Annotated in this window: 21 protein-coding genes; 17 read left to right on the top strand and 4 right to left on the bottom strand. The window is 59.7% G+C overall.

The window, feature by feature from the left end:
- Positions 1-83 precede the first annotated feature (83 nt).
- From I6E52_RS08035 to I6E52_RS08025, 3 genes are all read left to right on the top strand, one after another.
- Positions 84-779: a Crp/Fnr family transcriptional regulator gene (locus tag I6E52_RS08035; protein ID WP_197156179.1), complete on the top strand. Its 696-nt coding sequence runs from the start codon at positions 84-86 to the stop codon at positions 777-779.
- An 81-nt stretch (positions 780-860) separates the two neighbouring features.
- Entirely contained in the window at positions 861-1,529 is a 669-nt protein-coding gene (locus I6E52_RS08030) for a hypothetical protein (RefSeq protein ID WP_197156176.1), read from the top strand.
- A 95-nt stretch (positions 1,530-1,624) separates the two neighbouring features.
- On the top strand, positions 1,625-2,269 hold the full coding sequence (locus I6E52_RS08025; protein WP_197156174.1) for a hypothetical protein: 645 nt from the start codon (positions 1,625-1,627) through the stop codon (positions 2,267-2,269).
- Between the two features lie 45 nt (positions 2,270-2,314).
- Here the strand turns inward: I6E52_RS08025 and I6E52_RS08020 are convergent, their stop codons facing one another.
- Together I6E52_RS08020 and I6E52_RS08015 are read right to left on the bottom strand one after the other, a co-directional pair.
- Positions 2,315-3,403, bottom strand: a complete 1,089-nt coding sequence (locus I6E52_RS08020; protein ID WP_197156172.1) for an NADH:flavin oxidoreductase — start codon at positions 3,401-3,403, stop codon at positions 2,315-2,317.
- The gene (locus I6E52_RS08015; RefSeq protein ID WP_197156170.1) at positions 3,400-4,320 is read right to left on the bottom strand and encodes a 3-hydroxyacyl-CoA dehydrogenase family protein; all 921 of its coding nucleotides are present in this window, start codon (positions 4,318-4,320) and stop codon (positions 3,400-3,402) included. The genes I6E52_RS08020 and I6E52_RS08015 overlap by 4 nt, the downstream gene beginning before the upstream one ends.
- A 261-nt stretch (positions 4,321-4,581) precedes the next feature.
- Here I6E52_RS08015 and I6E52_RS08010 point away from each other — a divergent pair, with 261 nt between their 5' ends.
- Genes I6E52_RS08010 through I6E52_RS08000 form a run of 3 tightly spaced genes read left to right on the top strand, consistent with a single transcriptional unit; the run spans position 4,582 to position 6,991 of the window.
- Positions 4,582-5,805, top strand: a complete 1,224-nt coding sequence (locus tag I6E52_RS08010; protein WP_231601796.1) for a zinc-binding dehydrogenase — start codon at positions 4,582-4,584, stop codon at positions 5,803-5,805.
- A complete protein-coding gene (locus tag I6E52_RS08005) occupies positions 5,805-6,155 on the top strand; it encodes an SCP2 sterol-binding domain-containing protein (protein WP_197156168.1) in 351 nt (116 codons plus the stop codon). Before I6E52_RS08010 ends, I6E52_RS08005 begins: the two co-directional genes overlap by 1 nt.
- A complete protein-coding gene (locus I6E52_RS08000; protein ID WP_197156166.1) occupies positions 6,152-6,991 on the top strand; it encodes an alpha/beta fold hydrolase in 840 nt (279 codons plus the stop codon). Before I6E52_RS08005 ends, I6E52_RS08000 begins: the two co-directional genes overlap by 4 nt.
- A 27-nt stretch (positions 6,992-7,018) precedes the next feature.
- Here the strand turns inward: I6E52_RS08000 and I6E52_RS07995 are convergent, their stop codons facing one another.
- Positions 7,019-7,921 (bottom strand): LysR family transcriptional regulator, encoded by a 903-nt coding sequence (locus I6E52_RS07995; RefSeq protein WP_197156164.1) that lies wholly within the window; start codon positions 7,919-7,921, stop codon positions 7,019-7,021.
- A gap of 196 nt (positions 7,922-8,117) precedes the next feature.
- Between I6E52_RS07995 and I6E52_RS07990 the strand changes: the two genes are divergently transcribed.
- The 6 genes from I6E52_RS07990 to I6E52_RS07965 all read left to right on the top strand — a co-directional run bounded on the left by I6E52_RS07990 (position 8,118) and on the right by I6E52_RS07965 (position 14,058).
- Complete coding sequence (locus tag I6E52_RS07990; RefSeq protein ID WP_197156162.1) at positions 8,118-9,002, top strand: branched-chain amino acid ABC transporter permease; 885 nt, start codon at positions 8,118-8,120, stop codon at positions 9,000-9,002.
- A 2-nt stretch (positions 9,003-9,004) separates the two neighbouring features.
- Positions 9,005-10,066 carry a branched-chain amino acid ABC transporter permease gene (locus tag I6E52_RS07985; protein WP_197156160.1) on the top strand — a complete coding sequence of 354 codons (1,062 nt, stop codon included), beginning with the start codon at positions 9,005-9,007 and terminating at the stop codon, positions 10,064-10,066.
- A complete protein-coding gene (locus tag I6E52_RS07980; RefSeq protein ID WP_197156158.1) occupies positions 10,063-10,788 on the top strand; it encodes an ABC transporter ATP-binding protein in 726 nt (241 codons plus the stop codon). Before I6E52_RS07985 ends, I6E52_RS07980 begins: the two co-directional genes overlap by 4 nt.
- Entirely contained in the window at positions 10,781-11,485 is a 705-nt protein-coding gene (locus I6E52_RS07975; protein ID WP_197156155.1) for an ABC transporter ATP-binding protein, read from the top strand. The genes I6E52_RS07980 and I6E52_RS07975 overlap by 8 nt, the downstream gene beginning before the upstream one ends.
- An 81-nt stretch (positions 11,486-11,566) precedes the next feature.
- Positions 11,567-12,847, top strand: a complete 1,281-nt coding sequence (locus I6E52_RS07970; RefSeq protein WP_197156153.1) for an ABC transporter substrate-binding protein — start codon at positions 11,567-11,569, stop codon at positions 12,845-12,847.
- A gap of 239 nt (positions 12,848-13,086) precedes the next feature.
- Positions 13,087-14,058: a cyclase family protein gene (locus tag I6E52_RS07965; RefSeq protein ID WP_197156151.1), complete on the top strand. Its 972-nt coding sequence runs from the start codon at positions 13,087-13,089 to the stop codon at positions 14,056-14,058.
- An 87-nt stretch (positions 14,059-14,145) separates the two neighbouring features.
- Here the strand turns inward: I6E52_RS07965 and I6E52_RS07960 are convergent, their stop codons facing one another.
- Positions 14,146-14,844: an SDR family oxidoreductase gene (locus I6E52_RS07960; RefSeq protein ID WP_197156149.1), complete on the bottom strand. Its 699-nt coding sequence runs from the start codon at positions 14,842-14,844 to the stop codon at positions 14,146-14,148.
- A 167-nt stretch (positions 14,845-15,011) separates the two neighbouring features.
- Here I6E52_RS07960 and I6E52_RS07955 point away from each other — a divergent pair, with 167 nt between their 5' ends.
- The 5 genes from I6E52_RS07955 (at position 15,012) to I6E52_RS07935 (ending at position 19,469) form a co-directional block, all read left to right on the top strand.
- Positions 15,012-15,740 carry a TetR/AcrR family transcriptional regulator gene (locus tag I6E52_RS07955; protein WP_197156146.1) on the top strand — a complete coding sequence of 243 codons (729 nt, stop codon included), beginning with the start codon at positions 15,012-15,014 and terminating at the stop codon, positions 15,738-15,740.
- A 48-nt stretch (positions 15,741-15,788) separates the two neighbouring features.
- The gene (locus I6E52_RS07950; RefSeq protein ID WP_197156144.1) at positions 15,789-16,634 is read left to right on the top strand and encodes an alpha/beta fold hydrolase; all 846 of its coding nucleotides are present in this window, start codon (positions 15,789-15,791) and stop codon (positions 16,632-16,634) included.
- Between the two features lie 21 nt (positions 16,635-16,655).
- Positions 16,656-18,179 carry an NAD(P)/FAD-dependent oxidoreductase gene (locus I6E52_RS07945; RefSeq protein WP_197156142.1) on the top strand — a complete coding sequence of 508 codons (1,524 nt, stop codon included), beginning with the start codon at positions 16,656-16,658 and terminating at the stop codon, positions 18,177-18,179.
- A 63-nt stretch (positions 18,180-18,242) separates the two neighbouring features.
- On the top strand, positions 18,243-18,539 hold the full coding sequence (locus I6E52_RS07940; RefSeq protein ID WP_197156140.1) for a YciI family protein: 297 nt from the start codon (positions 18,243-18,245) through the stop codon (positions 18,537-18,539).
- A gap of 15 nt (positions 18,540-18,554) precedes the next feature.
- Positions 18,555-19,469: a LysR family transcriptional regulator gene (locus I6E52_RS07935; protein WP_197156138.1), complete on the top strand. Its 915-nt coding sequence runs from the start codon at positions 18,555-18,557 to the stop codon at positions 19,467-19,469.
- Positions 19,470-19,579 lie beyond the last annotated feature (110 nt).

Here is a 19,579-nt window from a genome sequence, read left to right as displayed (position 1 = left end):
ATCCGTGCGGCGAGAGAGTGGCGTCAGCCCCTCTGGCGGGCGAACGCCCGTGGTCGCCGCAGCGAAGGGATCCTGAACCACTCATGCCGATCGACAACGGTTCGTTTAGCTGCCTCAGCGAAGTCGACCTGTTCGCCGACCTGTCGCCTGCCGAGATCGAGCAGATGGACCGCATGGCGCCCTCGCGCTCGTACTCGCTCGGCGAAATGGTCTTCAGTCAGAGCCAGCCCGTCACCGCTCTTTTCATTCTGAAAAAGGGTCGCATCCGCATCTTCCGCGTTACCGAAGACGGCAAGGCGCTCACGATGGCGATCCTCGAGCCGGGCGCCGTCTTTGGCGAAATGATGATGGTCGGCCAGCGCATGTATGACAACTACGCCGAAGCGATCGACAACGTCGAAATCTGTCTCCTCAACACGGCGGATGTCGAGCGGTACCTTCTTGCCGACCCGCGCATCGCGATCCGCATTTCGCGCCACCTTGGCGAGCAAGTTGTTCGGCTCGAAGAGCGCCTCACCGATCTTGCATTGCGCCCGCTGCAATCGCGCGTGTGCAGCACGCTGTTGCGCCTCGCCGAGGCGGCCCCCAATTCGCGCTTCACGCATCCCACGATCCGTCTCAGCCACGACCAGCTGGCCGGGCTCCTCGGTGCGACTCGCGAATCCACGAGCAAGGCCATGTCTGATCTCGCCAGCCGCGGCATCATCCGGCAGGGCCGCGCCCGCGTCGTCATTCTCGATGCGGATGCTCTGGGTCAGCTAGCACGCCAGTCCAGCTAGTCGCGCGCGGCACAGCCGAGCTACCTCGCCAGTAAGAACTACTCTCTTCCACCGGGCAGGTTGCGGGGTTACTCTTCAAACATGAACAGTGGACGCGATGAAAGCTCGGTGATTGCACGGCGCGAGCGTGCGCGGATGACCGGAGCGGCGGCATCCGCAATGATCGCACTCGGGGCGCTCGCCGGCTGCGTTCCTTCGGGCTCCAGCACTTCATCATCGAGTTCGTCGAGCGTTCCCACCGCCTCGTCAACACCCAGCTCTACGCCGCTGCCTACCCCGGAGCCGCTGATCATCCCCGGCTGCGACACTTTGCTGCCTCTCTCCGAAGCGAAGACTCTGTTCTCTCCGTCAACCGTTGTCTTGGGCGCAGACGACGCAGTGCCGATCCGCGGCGACGATCTGCCCGAGATTGACACTGCTGCGGGCAATGCCTCCGTGGCCAAGCACTGCATTTGGGGCGTTCCCAATTCGGACGGTGGCTTCACTGTGATCGTCACCGACATTTCAGAGGCGGATGCCACAAACCTGCAAGACGCGCTGCTGGCAACAGGATTCACCGGCGCGAGCGCGGGAACCGTGACGACTCTTGAGAAGGAGTTTGAAACTGCGGTGGGCGTGAGCGCCCAAACTCACTACTTGGTGAGCGACCTCTGGGTTTATGTTTCCGGCACGAGCACTGAACTGACTGTTAACGTCGCCGATGCTGTGCTTGACGAAGTGCGAGCAGCAAACCCCACCCGCACCTACTGATCGGCAGTAATCCTCACAGTTCGGCTACAACTGTGTAAAAAGAAGACAGATGGGTCTACCCTTCAGGCATTGCTACGGATGCGAGGGGGACCCCAGTGAGTGACCAACTACGACCTGTCCGAACTTCTATCGCGGCGGCATCCGCGACTCTGATCGTGATTGCGCTGGCGGGCTGCGTGCAAGCGGAAACCCAGACCGCGACCGAACCATCAGCGGCTGCGCCAACCGCGTCAACCACGCCAGCTGAGGTCACCCCAACTCCTGTGGTCGAGCCTCTCGTCCTTCCGGAGTGCTCGACGATGGTGCCTCTGGACGTCGCGAAGAGCTGGTTCGCTGAATCTACGGTCGTTCTGGAGGACTCGAGCCTTCTGGAGGCGGAAGAGTGGTTCATGCCAGAGGAAGCGGCCGTGGTCTCGAATGCATCGCTGGCGAAGAACTGCTGGTGGGGAGTACCGCGTGGCGACGGAGCCTTCGGACTCACTGTCACCGATATCGATTCCACCCACCGCATGACGCTGTCTACTGCCCTGCTCGACGAAGGAGCAGTGGAGACAGCGTTAGGAAGTGTGACTGTGTTAAACGTGCTGACTTTGGGTGGGTTGAACGACATTTATGACACCCACTATTTTGCTGATGACGTGTGGATTCATGGCTCGGCAAATAATGACCAGCTCTCGACAAGACTTGCGGATGCCGCCCTTGAGCAGCTGCGGCTCGCCAATCCCACTCTCAGCTACTAACCCCTTGTTCGTCATAATTCACTAATGAGATATTTCGCTAGTGAACTATTTGACCAACTGCGGCCACTTTTCCCGCAAATAGGAAACGAACGCGTTACCAACGGAGATCTCGGCGAACTCGTCTTCTGTGAGGGGGCCGCGTTCCGGCGCCCAGTCTTCTGAAAGCGCCCGTTCTGGCCAGTCAGGATTGAGAATTCCGGCACGGCCAAGCGCGACGATGTCGGCGCCGCGCGCGAGTGCTCGCTGAGCTTCAGCGCCTGTCCATATCTTCCCCGCGACCATGAGTGGCACGTTGGCCGGAAGGGCGTCGCGAAAGAGGGTTATCGGGTGAATCTCGGGATGCTTTGCTGAATTGAGATCGCAATCCCAGACTGACAGGTGAATAAAGTCTGCGCCTGCTTCGACCATCATCTTGGCGACAGCAACACTTTCATCGATATCTATGCCGCGTGACTGCCGAGCGTCTTCCGACGAGAGTCGAACGCCGATAGCGAAGTTTTCGTGGTGATCATCACGCACTGCGCGCACGATCTCGCACAGCAGGCGGGCGCGGTTTTCGATGCTCCCGCCCCACTGGTCGGTTCGAGCGTTTTCTGTCGCGCTGAGAAACTGCGCGGGTAGATAACCGTGAGCGCCGTGCACTTCGACGCCAGCAAATCCGGCGGCGGCAGCGAGAGCTGCACTCGCGCGATAGGCGGCGATGATGCGAGCAATGTCAGCCTCGGTGGCCTCGGACCACGCGTCGTCGCTGTTCGCGGAGGGAGCGAGCGCGGCCACGCCGGATGCGTCCGGATTCGCCCGCAACCCGCCGTGGAACAGTTGCACGATTCCGAGAGATCCGGCAGCGCGCAGCTCTGCAGCCATCGGCCGCAATGAATCAGCGTGGGCTTGGGTAGTCAGCCCAAGCTGCCCGGGCCACGACTGCCCCTCCAGACTCACGTACACTCCGCAGCTAATGACTATTCCGAAACCACCGCGCGCACGGCGCAGGAGCCACGAACGTTCGGAAGCGCTGAGTGTGCCATCCGCGTTGCTCGATCGGTTGGTCATCGGCGCAAGCGCGACCCGGTTGGCCGACCGGATTCCCGAGGCAAGCCAAACCGGAGAGTGGATGGTGTGGCTGTTGTCGATCATTCGATGTCCTCGTTCTCTGGTCGGGGCGGTGTGGCTGAAATAAGGGGCGCTCGCGGTGAAGCCGCGCGCAACGCCGCGGAGGCGGCTTCGATCGCGCCTCGCTCGAGATCGGAATTCCAGCAGTAGATTCCCGAACCAGTCTTTGCCCCATAATGTTTCGTTTCGGCTAAAGAGTCGAGCAGAGGAGAAACGGTGGTGCGAGCATCCAGTAGTGGATACAAGCGCGCGGTCAATGCCGCGAAAACATCGAGCCCACCGAGATCGGCGACAGCAAGGGGCCCGAGCGCTGCCCACCGCGGGGCGAGGCTAAGTCGCACCACTTCGTCGAGCTGCTGCGGTGTGCAGACCCCCTGGTCGATGAGGGCGAAGCACTCGCGCAGCAAGGCAGCTTGCAGCCGATTCGCGACGAACCCCGGTGTTTCGGCAGAAAGCACGATGGGAATTTTTCCGATTTGGGTAAGGTAGTCAACGGCGCGCGCGACGGTGTCGGGGTCGGTCGCGGGTCCAGGGATCACCTCGACGAGGGGCGCGACCTGCGCCGGATTAAAGAAGTGGCCAACAATGAGTCGAGAAGGGTTGCGAACAACGGGCGCAAGCTCACTCGCCATGTACGTAGACGAATTCGTCATGATCGTCGCGGACTCGTTGAGGTTGCCGATCGCGCGCATTACGGCGAGCTTTGTCTCGAGCGACTCGCTTACGGCTTCGATGATGAAGTCGCAGTCGGCAAGCTCGTTGAGGCGACCAGCGATGAGGAGCTCTTCGGAGCCCACGGACGCGGCCCACTTCGCGATTGCCTCGCGGGCGTCGACCGACGAGTCATAGCCGCGCACCTGAAGGCCCGCTGCAGCACTGCGCTCCGCGATAGCGCGACCCATGAGGCCAAGGCCGACGACTCCAATGACGGGATTCGACATGACAGTTCTCTCCCAAGGGTGGCTGAACGTGCGCCGCGACGCGCAGGGTGATGAGGGCACTCTAACGAATGATCTCGCGGGGACAGCATGGTCTTTTGCGCACAGCGGGTGTGTGCAAGTTGGCTGCTCGCGACGTGATGACGGGGCATTCAAGCAGGGGCGAGCGACTGCGAGGAAGGCTCGATTAACGCACACTGAGGTGTGCATGAGTGCACATCCCTTGCACGTAAGTTTACGTTGACGTTCCCTTGGGGTGAGGAAATGATGATCGTGACTATTTGTTCTGATTATGAGTACAACGGAGTGCCGCCAGTGAACGATGAAGTACACGATTCCCCTCAACTGCGAACGATCGCCGATCTGCCTGTTCAGATGAAGGCGGCAATTCTTAGGGAAGGCTCGCCCGAATATTCGGTCGAGCTGATCGCAGTTCCTCAACCGCGAAGTGGTGAAGCGCTCATCCGGGTAGCGGCGTGTGGCGTGTGTCACTCTGATCTCCACGTCGCCCGTGGACAAATCGCCTTTCCCCGGCCAGCCGTGCTCGGCCACGAGCTAAGCGGCACCATCGTCGCGCTCGGGCCTAACACCGAAGAGCTCGAGCTGGGCACTCGCGTGGTTGCCGGCTTCATCATGCCGTGCACCAAATGCGAAAACTGCCTGCGTGGCCGCGATGACATCTGTTCCGAGTTCTTCGCTCAGAACCGAGTGAATGGTGCGCTCTTCGATGGAGAATCTCGCATCGCGCTCAACGATGGAACCCGCTTGAATATGTATTCTGCCGCCGGATTCGCAGAGTATGCCGTCGCGCCAATTAGCGCGTTGGCTGCCGTCGCCGACGGCCTCGACCTCGCACAGGCTGCTGTCTTGGGGTGTGCCGGTATGACGGGTTACGGTGCAGTTTCTCGTGCCGCTGGTGATGTTCAAGGTCGAACGGCAGCGGTTATTGCCGTGGGCGGCGTTGGTCTCTCGATAGTACAAATGCTTGCGGCCATGGGGGCATCGCAGGTTATTGCGGTTGACATCGATGACAACAAACTGGCGTTGGCGCGAGAGATCGGTGCGACCGATGCGGTGAACGGAATGGGAATCGATGTGCCAGCGCGAATCCGAGAGCTAACGGGTGGGCGCGGCGTTGACTTCGCCTTCGAGGCCCTCGGCAGTGCGCAGACCCTCGGCCAAGCCGTTCGCTCGGTCGGTGAAGGCGGGCGAACAGTCGCAGTCGGCTTAGCCGGCAGCGAGGCGGAAGTCTCCGTTCCGATCACCACCTTTGTGCGCCGGGGGCACAGCATGGTGGGTTCTTTTGGGGCTCGCACTCGCGTAGATCTTCCCGCCGTCGTCTCGTTGGCTGCCGCTGGCGGGTTCGCGCTAGATACCTTGGTTACCGATACTTTTGGACTTGACGAAATTAATGACGCCTACCGCGCCCTCGGTGCAGGCGAGATCAGGGGGCGAGCGATCGTTGTGTTCGAGGAGCAGTCGTCCTAGTGGACTTCCGCAGCGAAATCTTGGCCCGAATCTCTGTGATGGAGGGCGACTCGATTCTTCCGGGACTCGTCTCTCGCGTGGGTGACCACGTCATCCAGCTTGATTGCAAAGAACGCGGCAGCGCCGAGGCAGTGCTCTTACGTTTTTCGCCCGAGGGTGTGACTGAAGCGGCGGATGCCGGCGAACCGAGCTTGCGAGTGAGTGGTCCAGCTTGGGCGTGGTCGGCTCTGCTGGCCAGACAAATGCCTTATATCGCGGCGATTAACGGCTATCACGGCGGATTGACGGTCTCCGGAAACGCCGTTGTGGGGGCGTGGCTCACGCCGGCCCTATCGCGGGTGTTCGCGTGAGCAGAGAAGAATTGCCAGCAGCTCTGTGGCCCCTGGGTGACATCGCTGGCAACTACGTCGAAGTCGCAGGAGTGCGCAGCTATTTCGAGAGCTGCGGCAGTGGGCCAGCAGTATTGCTCCTGCACACCGCCGGTCGCGATAATCGCCAATGGCAGTGGGTGATGGACCTGTTGCGCGATGAGTTCACGCTGTACGCACCCGACCTGCCTGGTCATGGCAAGAGCTGGCCGCGGCACGGCGAGCCGTGTCTCAATGACGTGAGCGAGATGGCCGACTGGCTTCTTGAGTTCATGTCGGCTGTTGGCCAGGAGACATTCTTGGTAGCTGGTACTTCACTCGGCGGCAATTTGGCGCTCCTGTTGCCGGCGAGTTCCGCGAGAGTGCGGGGAACTCTGGCCCTTCAAGGGGCTGACCTTACGCCGACTATTTCAGAAACGGCTCTCGATTTGATGAGCCATCCGCAAGTGTCACTGCCGCACTCGAATATGGATTTCAGTCTGAGTCTCGTGGGCGAGCGTGCGCACCACGGCGCTCGTTCGTTTATCGAGTGGGGAGTGAGTTCGCTCAGCCCGCTCGCCCAGCAGAGCGACCTTCGCGCCTACACTCGGTGCGATATCCGTGAGTTGATGCGAAACGTCACGTGTCCCGTGATCATGGCTCACGGCGATCGTGACTGGCTGGTGTCTCGACGGATGGTCGATGACACTGCGACTCGGCTGATCAACGCTCGCTCGTTGGAAATGGTTTCGCTGCGGGGCATTGGCCACTTTCCTCACGTGGAAAGCCCATTAGAGGTAGCAGCGTTGGTGAGAAAGCTCGGTACCTCCGTGGAGTGATCCGAGTTCTAGCGGGCGGGCTTTCGGCTACTGCGCTAGTTCCTTTGCGCGCGCGCGCATCTCGGTTCGGAGTGATTCAACGAGCGCCTGAACGCTGGGTGATGCTGCGGAATCGGTGCGAACTACCGCGCCAATGAGGTGCTTGCGGGCGAACTGAGTGCGCAGCACGGGTACGAGGCCGGAGTCGGGGTCGACAAGGAACGAGGGCAAAAGCCCGATACCACCGTGGCCTTTAACCGCGGAGACCTGCGAGAAGATTCCTGTCGACTTGAACGACGATTTGGGTTCGGGCAATCCAGCGCCAATGCGTCCAATTTCGGTAACTTGTAACTCGGCCTCGATGTAGGAGATGAACGAGTGACGACGCAGATCTTCGATCGTTTCAGGAGTTCCATTGCGTTCAAGGTAGTGGGGCGTGGCATACAGACGCAGGTAGTACTCACTGAGCGGAACGAACATGGTCTGTCGAATGCTGGGGCGACCGATTACAACTTCGATGTCCACTCCCGAACGGTGTTGACTTGCACGCCGCGTTGAACTCACGACCTCCACGCTGAGCGAAGGGTTGTCTTGCTGGAGTTTGACAGCGGCGGGGCTCACGAAGCGGGAACCGATCCCGTCGGGCGTGCTGACGCGCACGATGCCTCGCAACCCGGGAGTTTCGTCGGTGTAGTCGGCCAGGTGGCTCAGGCTCCGCTCGATTTCTTCAGCGATCCGGAGCGCCGTGGCGCCGAGTGGGGTGAGCTCCCATCCTTGAGGGCCGCGAACGAGGGTGCGGCCGCCCAGGGCCTTGTCGAGTTCGCTAATGCGCCGCGAGACCGTCGTGTGGGTGGTGTTCAAGACATTGGCCGCTGCTTTGAACTTTCCGAGGCGCGCGACAGTGAGCAAGACCATGAGGTCGTCAGCCTTGGGCGTCGATTGACCGATCATCCAGCGTTTCCTCCCTGTGCGTTTATGCACATGCGGTCTGTGCACTCTACGGTTGAATCCTACTGCGGTGCCTGCGAATGTTGGCGCTAGCAAAGAAGCTAATTGTGAGGATTGAGAAGCTCAAAGATTTTGTCGGGTATCTCAAGTCACACACATACGGAGAGTGTCTCAATGAAGAGAAGTTTGGAGCGGCCGAATGCTTGATGTAATCATCTACGGCCTTCTCGCGGGCGGCGTGCTGTCTCTCGTCGCGGTTGGTTTGACTCTCATTTTCGGGATCATGGATATTACGAACTTCGCGCACGGCGAGTTCATGATGCTGGGTATGCTCGGCACGGCCACGGTGTCTATCTCTCTGGGCGTGAGCCCCTACGTTGCCGTTTTGCTGGTAGCGATCGCGGGCATTGTGATGGGCGTCGTCATCCACTTCGTCATCATCAAACAGACGTTGGGCAAGTCGCTCTACGTTCAGGTGTTCGCCACCTTCGGCCTCAGCATTCTGCTGCAGTCCATCGCAACGATGATCTTCGGCACCAAGTACATCGCCCTCGATGATCCTCTTGCTTCCTCGCGCGTCAACATTTTCGGCACTGACGTCGAGGCTGCCAAGCTCATCGCGTTTGTTGTCGGAATCGCCTTGGTGATTGGGATCTGGTTCTGGCTGAACAAGACTCGTCAGGGCCGCGAGATTCGTGCCGTGGCTCAAGACACCTACGCTGCGCGAGTCGTCGGCATTCGTCCCGGCCGCGCCTACGTGATCATCTTTACGGTGGGTGTTGTGTTCGCGGTCATCGCCGGCGGCCTCGTCGTTCCCTCGCAGATCGCGAACGCCTATAGCGGCACCACTTTCACACTGATTAGTTTCGTGATTGTTGTGTTGGGCGGCTTCGGCTCCGTTCCCGGAGCGCTCGTCGGGGGGCTCTCGATCGGTCTTGTTCAAGCCTTCACCGGTGTCTACATCGGAACCCAGTGGCAGCAAGCGTCAATCTTCGTGATTTTCGTACTCGTACTACTCCTGCGTCCGCAGGGATTGTTCGGGCGTAAGTCGGGGGACAGCGCACTCGTAGGAGGGCACGAATAGTCATGAAAAATCGACTCATTATTCTTGCTGCGGTCTCAGCGGCCGCGATCCTCATCGCTCTCACCTCAGACAACCGCTTCTTTATCGACACGGTTATTCTGGCGCTCATCTTCGCGGGGTTCGCTACCGCGTGGAACTTTGCGGGCGGCATGACGGGACTCTTCTCCCTCGGCCACGGTGGTTTGTTCGCCGTCGGTGCGTACACGCCTGTGCTGTTGAGAGAGTACTTCGGGGTTCCCACGCTCGTGGGCGTGCTGCTCGCCGCGGTCTTTGCCACTCTGGCGGCACTGCTGATCGGCGCGATGTCTCTCAGGCTGCGAGGTCACTACTTCGCCTTGGCAACGCTCGCCTTCACCGTGATCGTCACGATTCTGCTCACCAACTTCGGCAGCGTAACGGGAGGTGACGAGGGAATCAGCTTGCCCTTCGCTAACAGCCCGATGGACTTGATCTTCCAGGAGAAGACCTCGTACCTCTACCTGGCGTTGGGCCTCTACATCATCACGACATTGACTGCGATCATCGTGATCGACTCCAAGCTTGGCTTCCAGATGCGGGCGCTGCGCGAGGACGAAGTGACCGCACGCTCCATGGGAGTCTCGGCGCTGCGCACCAAGCTCATCGCGGTCATGATGAGTGGTTTCTTCTCGGGCCTGGCGGGAGCGGTGTTTGCGCATTACACGCTCTATATCACTCCGGGAAACACGGCCGCGGTTGCGGTAAGCCTTCAGCCGGCATTGATGGCGATCATCGGTGGGATGGCTGGCGTTTTCGGCCCTCTCGTCGGTGCGTTCCTCATCACTCTCCTCAAGCAGCAGCTCATCACCGTGATCGGTGCCGATATTCCGGGCCTCTCGAACGCGTTCTATGGCGGCCTCTTGTTGCTATCGATCCTGGTGCTGCCCAACGGGCTCATCGGGTTGGGAAAGCTTCCGCCGCTTCAACGAGCTCGCAACTGGATTGCTAGTCGACTGCCGCCCCGGCACCGCGCGGAGTCCGCTCCGCCTCCCGGCGACCACGACAGCAGCGGCTCGACTCGAAGCACGACAGAGGTGAACAAGTGAGCATCCTCAGCGTTCAAAACATCAACTTGGCTCGCGGTGGGCTCAAGATTCTCGACAACCTGTCGCTGGAGGCGCAGGCTGGTCACGTCACGAGCGTGATCGGGCCCAATGGTGCGGGCAAGACAACTATCTTCAACGTCATCTCGGGCTTTATGCGCCCGGATAGTGGGGCGGTCGTCTACGACGGTCGTAATGTCACTTCGATGCTTCCCGAGAAGCTCTGCAACATGGGGCTGGCTCGCACCTTCCAGCGAGTACGTGGATTGCCGTCGCTCTCGGTTCGCGACAATATCGTCGTGGGTGCGCTCAACCGCACTTCCTCCGTTCGCCAAGCGAAGAAGGAAGCGGATGCGCTCATTGAAGAGCTCGATCTCGGCGAGTACCGCGACCAGAGTGCGACGTCGCTTTCGATCGGAACCCGCAAGATTGTTGAGGTGGCACGCGTACTGTCGACGGGCCCCAACGTGGTTTTGCTCGACGAGGTTATGGGCGGCCTAGGCCCGAGCGAGGTCAATATCATGGTCGAGTTCATTCGCAAGCTCCCTGAGCGTGGAATCGCAGTGCTGCTCGTCGAACACCACATGGAAGCGGTGATGAGCGTCTCCGACCACATCGTCGTTATTAACCGAGGTCGGAACCTGGCCGAAGGAACTCCCACCGAGGTTGCTCAAGACCCGGGCGTTATCGAGGCGTATCTGGGAAGCGAGGCATCCAATGCTTAGTGTTAAGGGAATTTCACTCTCATACGATGGCGCGCAAGTGCTCAACGATGTGTCTATCGAAGTGGGCACCGGGCAGATTGTGGCCCTGTTGGGCGCTAACGGCGCCGGTAAATCAACGACATTGAAAGCTGTGTCTGGGCTTGAGAAGGTGTCGGCGGGAACCATCGAGTTCGATGGCCACGACATTACCAACCGCCCGAGCTTCGAGATCATCAGTAAGGGGCTCGCCCACTCGCCGGAAGGGCGACGATTGTTCCCGCGGATGTCGGTCGAAGAAAACCTCATTCTCGGCACTCGTCCGCGAACCTCTCGACCACAGATTCGGGAGTTGCTCGATGAAGCGTTTGAGCTGTTCCCGATTCTGAAGGAGCGTCGTAAACAATTTGCGGGCTTGATGAGCGGTGGCGAGCAGCAGCAGTGCGCGATCGCTCGAGCACTCATGTCGAAGCCTCGTCTCGTTCTTCTCGACGAGCCGTCGCTAGGTCTCGCGCCGCAGATTATTGCGGATGTCTTCCGTGTCGTTCAGAAGATTCGGGACACGGGAGTGACCGTGCTTCTCGTTGAACAGAACATGGTTCAGTCGTTGGCCATCGCCGACCACGCCTACGTTCTCGAACGTGGGCGGGTCACGCTGAGCGGCCCAGCGAGTGAGCTTCGGGAGAACGCCGAATTGCAACGCGCATATCTCGGTATCTAAAACGCAACGTCCGCCGGATGCAGCCGCATCCGTGCAACAGCTCCACCTCACATCACAGCAGCAAACTAACCAAGGAGAGACATGGCACACTCGCAACGGCGCGGCAAGACCGTGGCCAAAGCATTCGCGATCGTCACGGCAATCGCGCTGACCGCTTCGGCTTGTTCTGGCGGCGGTTCTGGATCAGGCTCAGACGAAGACACCCTCACGATCGGAAGCCTTTTCCCTCAAACAGGAGCGCTCGCTTCACTCGGAACTGAGATGTTTCAGGGAACCGAGATCGCCCGTCAGATGATCAACGACGACGGCGGTATCCACGACAAGATGGTCGAATGGGAGAAGATTGACGCATCAGATGCTGACGCTTCTCGTCAGGGCGCCGAACGGTTGGTGAACCTTGATATTGATATCGCAGTCGGTTCTTACGGTTCCGCAATTGCGTTGGCATCCGCTCCAGTGATCTCCCGTGCAGGCGGAGTGCTCGTTGAGGTCGCGGCGCAGTCGATGGAAGTTACCAACCAGGGCTTCGCGGGTATCTACCGCGTCAACGGCCACGCGGCTGGACAGGGCGCTACAGCTGTTGCTGTTGCTGTCGAGGTGGTCGCTGAGCAGCTGGGTGTCGACCCGAAGTCGCTGTCGATTGGCTTCGCAGGGCTTGACAGTTCCTACGGTAATGACATCGCCGCGGGAATCGAAGCCGCTCTCGAGGCCGAGGGTCTGCCGCCTCTGGCCTTCAGCACCTCCTACGCGGGAGACACCACTGACTTCGCGCCGATCGCCCTTACTATCAAGGACGCAGCGCCCGACATTCTGATGGCGGCCTCGTACCCCGTGGATGCTGTCGCCTTGGGTCGCGCTATGAAGGCATCGGGCTTCCAGCCTGAAGCTGTCATCGGCACCGGTGGAGCGCACAACGACCTTCCGTGGCTCGAGGCCATGGGAAACGACGCTAACGGAGTGTTCAGCATTGGACCGACCGCTAGCGTTAACGAAAATGCTCTGAGCGAAGAGACTCGCGAGAAGGCTGCGGAATTCTACGAACGCTACGAAGCGGAGTACGGCCACGCGGCCGGTGCTCACGCGGTAATGGGATTCGATGGGGTCTGGACCGCGTTCCAGATTCTGCGCGAGGCAGACGAGCCGACCGCTGCTGCTTTCATCGCAGCTGCTTCAACATTCGAGTTGCCTGAAGGAAGCTTGTTGAACAGCGACGGCGTTAAGTTCGATGAGACCGGCCAGAACGAAATGTTCAGCTACAGCGTGAACCAGTGGCAAGACGGGGAAGCATACGTAGTCTTCCCGGAGGAGAACGCATTCGCTGAGCCTGCCTTGGTACCGCTCCCGGGCTGGGGCGAGCAGTAAGAATTAGCCGCACTATCAACGCCGTGCCGTCTCAAGCATCAGCTTGGGGCGGCACGGCGTAGTGCGCTCACGGCAGCGGTGTTTCGCTGCAGTGAGCGCGTTGACGCACACTGTCATGGAACGAGAGCACAACGAGAGAAAGGCGAGGCATCGTGGCCGAACAGAAGAGATGGACTAATCGCCCGAGCGGATCCACGTGGGGAGACTGGGGCGCTGACGACCAACGGGGGAGGCTCAACATGCTCTCGGCTGAAACGACGCTTCGAGGAGTCCGCACCGTGACCGCGGGGGAGACCTTCTCGCTCAGTATGCCGCTCGACTACCCCAAGGTGTCGCTCTTGAACGCGGCGCGGCATCCGCCCGTCATCCGCCCCACACAGCGCACGGACACCATCGTGAACTACAACGTAGATCTGGGCGCCCTCGATCCCGGACGCACCGATGTTCTTTCTGATGACCTCGCGGTCATTTACCTTCAGTACTCCACCCAGTGGGATTCCTTCGCTCATGCTGGTTCGAAGTTTGACGTTGATGGAAGCGGATCCCCGGTTCCGGTTTATTACAACGGCTATCGTGCCGGTACCGATATTGCGGGCACCAGCGATGTTGCGGAGTCGGGGCTGCGCCAAGGAGCGGCTGTCGAAGAAACAGCTCACGCACACGCTCTCGGCATTGAGAATATGGCGCAAACGGGAGTGCAGGGGCGCGCAGTCCTGGTGGACCTCGCGGCGCACTTTGGCCTGGAGCGTCAGGTCATTGGATTTGAGCAGTGGCGCCATGTGCTCGAGACCGACGACATTGTGATTGAGCCGGGCGATATGGTGCTCGTCCACACTGGTTTCGTGGAATACATCATGGAAAGCGGTGGCGATCCTGACCCCGAGGAGCTCGCGCGACGCGGAGCTGTGCTCGACGGCACGGATCAGCAACTTCTGCAGTGGATCACCGACTCCGGAATCGTTGCTATTGCGGCCGATAACTATGCGGTTGAGAACTACCCCGGCGTTCGCACTGAGCATTCAGCTTCGATACTGCCGTTGCATGAGCACTGCTTGTTCAAGCTGGGGGTTCATCTGGGCGAACTCTGGCGATTGACGCCATTGGCTCACTGGTTGCGCGAAAATAAGCGCACGAGCTTTCTTCTCACCGCGCCGCCGTTGATGCTGAGTGGCGCGGTCGGATCACCGGTTACTCCGGTCGCGACCGTCTAAGGCATTAACGAGAACGCCCGCTCCGAGATCTTGTGTGCTCGGGGCGGGCGTTCCGATCGTTGGTGGCGGAGGCGACGGGCGCCTGGGTTACATACCGACCTGGCCGACGCTCTTTCCGCCGCAGACGAAAAGGGTCTGGCCTGTGACGAAACCCGTGCGGGCGTCAAGGAAGTAGGCAACGCTGTGGGCGATGTCTTCGGGCTCTCCCATGCGTTTCATGGGGATGCCGTTGATGATCGCTTCGGTCGCGGGTTCCCCCGGAGGGTTTGCCGCTTCAAACATTGGGGTGCGAATCGGGCCCGGTCCCAGCGTATTGACGGTTACCCCATGTACTCCGAGTTCGAGCGACCATGTGCGGGTGAGCCCCATAAGCGCGGCCTTGCTTGCGGCGTACGCCGAGCGGCCTTCTTTGCCGAGCGCGGCACGCGATGAGATGTTGACGATGCGGCCGAAGTTGGCTTCCTTCATGCTGGGGAGCACGGCTTGCGCACACTGTACCGCGGTGCGGGTGTTGACGGCCCAGGTCATTTCGAGTTCTTCAAGACTCAAGTCTTCGAGGCGGGACACTTTGATCATGCCCACGTTGTTGACGAGGCGGGTGATGGGGCCTCCGCGGAGTGCTTCTTGAAGAGCCTCTGCTGTTTCGACAGGGTCAGAAAGGTCGGCGATGATGCCGGAGCCGACTCGGTCGATCACGACCGGCTCGTAGCCTTCCTCGATTGCTCGCGCCGCGATCGCGACACCAATCCCGCCGGCGCCGCCTGTAATGAGTACTCGTTCTGACATTGCACACTCTCCTCTTTGATATGTGTTCGCGGAGCGTAAGCACGGATGCCGGCCGTGCTCAGCTTAGGGAGCGACTCTCCCGCGCGGGCGCTTAAACGCGAGGCGGTTTCGTTGTTCGAAATATTATGAGAGTGCACTCCGCTTTGATAGTGTACTATCAGTATCGGGTGAACGACAATCATTCCTGGTTCTTTACGGAGGCACTGATGAACGAAGAAGTTTCTCAGCCGGTAGTTGCGGCAGAAGCATCCGCACCGTTGGGCCTTCGCGAGCAGTCCAAGCGTGAGGTCACCCGACGCATCCGAGCGGCGGCCGTAGACCTTCTTGCGCGCAAGCCATTCAGCGAGATCACAACGCGCGAAGTCGCACAGCACGCTGGCATCGGCGAAGCAACACTCTTTCGCTACGTTGGTTCAAAAGACGAGCTCCTGACGCTTGCATACGGCGACCGCATGGATGCGCTCCTCGATGAACTCCAGAGCGCCGACGACTTGGCGACTGAAGCAGTCGGCGCCGAAGGTGCAGGGGAGTGGTACTGCGCTCGAGTGCGGAGTTTCTATGAGGGTCGTGCAGCGTTTTATCTGCAAGATCCCGCGAACGCTGCGCTTTACCTGCGTCAAGGTTTCGACATGACTAGCGCAGGTCGTGCCCGCACTATTGCCCAGGGTGACCGTCTCATCGAGCGCGTGCGGTCAATCCTTGCCGAGGGGCAAGCCGCAGGGGCGCTACTTTCGCGCGTTGACGCTCTCAGCGTTGCGCAGAACTGTCACGGCATCTTCATCCACGAGGTCGATCGCACGCCAACTCGAGGCTTTGAGCCGAGCACCATCTGGCAGCGGGTACACGCTCGCCTCAATGCGCAACTCGACCCACTGGTGATCGAACCGCCACTTTAGACACTCTCGTCCATTACACGCAGCACTTCACACGAAAGCAGAGGAACGTTGGCTCTCTATCCCCACCTCACCGAGGGCGTCATCGATGTAGATGGCGTCATGGTTCCGTATTACGACAGCGGAGTCGGCCACGATGAGCCGCCCGTCGTTCTTCTTCACGGCAGCGGTGGCCCGGCCGAGCGCAACTTCTGGGCGCTGTTCCCCATGCTCGCGTTCACCCGGCGCGTAATCACGTTTGACTTCGTATTGCCGCCAGAAGAAGTTGAACTCACCTTGGAGCACTACGTCGCTCAGGCGCTCGCGGTCATCGAAGATCGCGCACCAGGGCGCCCCGTTGCGCTGGTCGGATACTCGCTCGGCGCAGTCGTAGCCGAAGCGCTCGCCGCGCGCCACCCCGAAACGGTTGCCGCGCTCGTGCTGATCGCCGGCTGGATGAAAACTGATCGTCACCAGCTGCTGCGCAATGGAATCTGGAAAGAACTCCATGACGCAGGCTCGCCCGCACTGCCGGACTTCGTGTTGTACGCGAGCTATAGCGCGGCGTACCTGACGAGCCGCACCGAATACGACTACGCCGAGATCGTGGCGAAGGTGCGCGCCGCGAGCATGTCGCCGCGAGTGATGGAGCTTAATCGCTCGATTGACATCGAGGCCGAAGTCATGACGATTTCAGCACCGACGCTAGTGATCGGTTGCATCCACGATCAGATGGTCAACATCCGTCACAGTCGCGAGATTTTTGGAGCGATCCCGGATGCGCGTTACGCCGAGGTTCAGGCCGGTCATGCGGTGGTCAACGAGAGGCCCGCTGAACTCTTTGTTCTAATCGACACCTTTGTCGCCGAACCGCACGCTCATCCTGCGGGCGGCATTCTCGCCAAAACTGACGCTTGATCTCCTGAGAAAGGAACTGCCATGACACATTCTTCAACAATGAACGAACCGCAGATTAACACCGACGTGCAGCGAGTCGATGTTGCGATCGTGGGCTCGGGCTTTTCAGGCCTCGGTATGGCCATGCAGCTTAAGCGTTCAGGCCAAGATTCCTTCGTCGTGCTCGAGCGCGAGTCGGCCTTGGGTGGCACCTGGCGCGACAATCACTACCCGGGCGCGGCGTGCGACATCCAATCGCATTTGTACTCTTACTCGTTCAAGCCGAATCCGGAGTGGTCGAGGGTCTACGCAGAGCAACCTGAGATCCTTGAATACTTGAAGAACTGTTCCTCGCAAGAGGGAATCGAACAGCATCTTCGGTTTAACAGCGAAGTTGTGCGGGCTGAGTGGAATGAAGATTCCCATGAGTGGTTGATCACGACTACGAGCGGGCACTATGCCGCGCGTGTGTTTATCACCGCAGCGGGTCATCTCTCTGACCCGAAGTACCCCGACATCGCTGGCATCGAAGAATTCGAGGGCGAGAAGTTTCATTCGGCGCGCTGGGACCACGATGTTGACCTCGCGGGAAAGCGAATAGGTGTCATTGGCACCGGTGCCTCCGCGATCCAGATCATCCCGCAGCTGGCACAGCAGGCGGGCACGTTGACTGTCTTCCAGCGATCGGCCCCGTATGTCGTACCGCGAATGGACCGCGAATACTCGCCAGCAGAGCAAAACATGTTCGCTCGCCTCCCCGAGACCGCGAAAGACCTCCGTCGAGAGCTGTTTTGGGCCAACGAGGCTCGCTTCCCGCAGCGTCGAGGTATCGAGGCGTTCATCAATAAGGTCACAGGTCTGGCCCTGGGGCACCTTGAGAACCAGATTTCTAACGTCGAATTGCGTGAGCGGTTGACTCCTGATTACGCGATCGGATGCAAGCGCATCCTTATCTCAAACACGTACTACCCCACCTTCGAGCGGGAAAACGTGGTGCTGGAGACCACCGGAATTGCCAGCATCTCGGGTAATTCTGTGATCATGAAAGACGGAACGGCTCATGAACTCGACGTGTTGATCGTGAGCACGGGTTTCGAGGCCAGCGATCTTCCCATCTCCTATCTCATTCACGGGGTCGAGGGTGAGTCCCTCGCTGATCGCTGGTCAGGTGGAGAGCAGGCCTACGCCTGCAGCACAGTCAACGGGTTTCCCAACCTTTTCATCATGAACGGACCCAACTCCGGCCTCGGAGCAGGCTCGATCATCTTCGTCATCGAATGCCAGATCAACTACATCTTGGGAGCGCTCGAGCACCTTGAGGCGACTGGTTCCACACGCATCGAGATCTCTCGCGACGCAGAAGACGGTTTTGCCGACATGGTCAACGAAAAAGCTCAAGGCACAGTGTGGGTGGATGGCGGATGCAAGAGCTGGTATGTCGATCAGCGCAACGGCCGCCTGACCACAATTTGGCCCGACTTCATGAGTCGATTCCGTGAGAACAACGGAATCTTCAACTCTGCAGGCTACGAGATCAGGGCTCCGGCAGAGAAGGTCCTCGCCTAGGCGAACAGGGCTAGACCGCCCGCGATCACTCGTTAATGTGACGACAAGAAGAAAAGAGAAACAGTGCCATACTTCATCCAAACATTCGACAAAGCAGGATCCGAAGACTTGAGAACGGAACACCGCCGTCGTCACCTCGACTACCTCGAGGCCACGAAGGCGAAGCTCTTGGCGTGTGGTGCGAAGCTCAGCGAGACAGATGGCAAGCCGACGGGAGGAATCTACCTTCTTGATGTTGAAAGCTACGCGGAGGCGAAAGCCTATATCGATGCCGACCCCTTTTCGGAAGTCGAGTTGTTCCGCGAGGTTTCGATTGAGCCATGGAGAAAAGCGTTTCTCGATGGCAAAAGCTTCGTCTAGAGCACCGTCGCGCTAATGAATTTCTGGCGTTTGCAGTGTTTTGTTGCCCTCGTTGAGGAGCGACATTTCGGTCGAGCGGCCAAAAGGCTCTTTGTCTCACAGCCTGCACTCTCGCAACAGATCAAGCAGCTAGAAGACGCGCTAAACGCTGAGCTCATTGTGCGCACACCCACAGTAGAGCCAACGGCTTCGGGTCTTCGTCTCTACGAGGGCGCGCTGAACATTCTCGAACTCGTTGATGAGACCGTCCAGAAGGTCTCGCCAGAAGGAACCCACGCTTCAGGCACTCTTCGGTTGAGGTACTCGCGGTCAATCGCCGCAGAAAGAACGTTCCCTCTCGTCGCGCGCTTTCGGGATCTATTCCCGCATGTTGAGGTCACTGCCCAGACGACGTGGACCGCGGGCGCTATCGAAGATGTACGGGCTGGAGATGCAGATGTCGTTTTCGTTCGGCTGCCGCTGGCTGATAGCGACGGGCTCGAAACCTATGAACTCGGTGCCGACGAACAGCGCGCGGTTGTGGGGGCGAATCACCCTCTCGCGGGCCGTCACTCCGTGAGTCGCGTGGAGCTTGCTCACGAAAATCTCATTCACTGGTCGCGCGGTGACGCTGCCGGAAATTTCGACTCTGTGGTGGGCGATGTGAGGCAAGGTGGGACATTGAACTTGGGGGCTTCGCAGCCAGATTTTGGCCATCGCATGGAGTCGGTAATGCACGGCGATGGGTTTGCTCTGGCCCATGCGGAGCTGGAGCACTCCCTCCCCGGGGGCGTCGTCATGATCCCTATTGCGCCTCAACCTCCTATGAGCGTCTGGGGCGTTGCGTGGTCGGCGAATGGCAAAGGGCGCGCCGGCGCGCTCGCGGCGAACTTGGTGGCCTCTATCCAGCAACAAAATGCGGTGGGCGCCGCAGGGCCACCGGGCCATTGAAAGTGCTGATCGGGCCATAAGTTACGCCCCATATCGCTTACTCTTCAGGGCTTTTAGCATGGCTAAAAGCGCTATCTCGCTACTGCGCAGACTGTGCAGCTTTACACGAA

It is taken from the genome of Salinibacterium sp. NG253, assembly GCF_015864945.1.
Lineage (GTDB): Bacteria > Actinomycetota > Actinomycetes > Actinomycetales > Microbacteriaceae > Rhodoglobus.
This window is presented reverse-complemented; position numbering and strand designations above follow the sequence as displayed.

What these genes read in the sequence shown, in the direction of transcription:
- I6E52_RS08035 (WP_197156179.1), top strand. Translation starts at nt 84, where the DNA reads ATGCCGATCGACAACGGTTCGTTTAGCTGCCTCAGCGAAGTCGACCTG.
- I6E52_RS08030 (WP_197156176.1), top strand. Translation starts at nt 861, where the DNA reads ATGAACAGTGGACGCGATGAAAGCTCGGTGATTGCACGGCGCGAGCGT.
- I6E52_RS08020 (WP_197156172.1), bottom strand. Translation starts at nt 3,403, where the DNA reads ATGATCGACAACAGCCACACCATCCACTCTCCGGTTTGGCTTGCCTCG.
- I6E52_RS08015 (WP_197156170.1), bottom strand. Translation starts at nt 4,320, where the DNA reads ATGTCGAATCCCGTCATTGGAGTCGTCGGCCTTGGCCTCATGGGTCGC.
- I6E52_RS08010 (WP_231601796.1), top strand. Translation starts at nt 4,582, where the DNA reads ATGATGATCGTGACTATTTGTTCTGATTATGAGTACAACGGAGTGCCG.
- I6E52_RS07995 (WP_197156164.1), bottom strand. Translation starts at nt 7,921, where the DNA reads ATGATCGGTCAATCGACGCCCAAGGCTGACGACCTCATGGTCTTGCTC.
- I6E52_RS07990 (WP_197156162.1), top strand. Translation starts at nt 8,118, where the DNA reads ATGCTTGATGTAATCATCTACGGCCTTCTCGCGGGCGGCGTGCTGTCT.
- I6E52_RS07985 (WP_197156160.1), top strand. Translation starts at nt 9,005, where the DNA reads ATGAAAAATCGACTCATTATTCTTGCTGCGGTCTCAGCGGCCGCGATC.
- I6E52_RS07975 (WP_197156155.1), top strand. Translation starts at nt 10,781, where the DNA reads ATGCTTAGTGTTAAGGGAATTTCACTCTCATACGATGGCGCGCAAGTG.
- I6E52_RS07970 (WP_197156153.1), top strand. Translation starts at nt 11,567, where the DNA reads ATGGCACACTCGCAACGGCGCGGCAAGACCGTGGCCAAAGCATTCGCG.
- I6E52_RS07965 (WP_197156151.1), top strand. Translation starts at nt 13,087, where the DNA reads ATGCTCTCGGCTGAAACGACGCTTCGAGGAGTCCGCACCGTGACCGCG.
- I6E52_RS07960 (WP_197156149.1), bottom strand. Translation starts at nt 14,844, where the DNA reads ATGTCAGAACGAGTACTCATTACAGGCGGCGCCGGCGGGATTGGTGTC.
- I6E52_RS07945 (WP_197156142.1), top strand. Translation starts at nt 16,656, where the DNA reads ATGACACATTCTTCAACAATGAACGAACCGCAGATTAACACCGACGTG.
- I6E52_RS07935 (WP_197156138.1), top strand. Translation starts at nt 18,555, where the DNA reads ATGAATTTCTGGCGTTTGCAGTGTTTTGTTGCCCTCGTTGAGGAGCGA.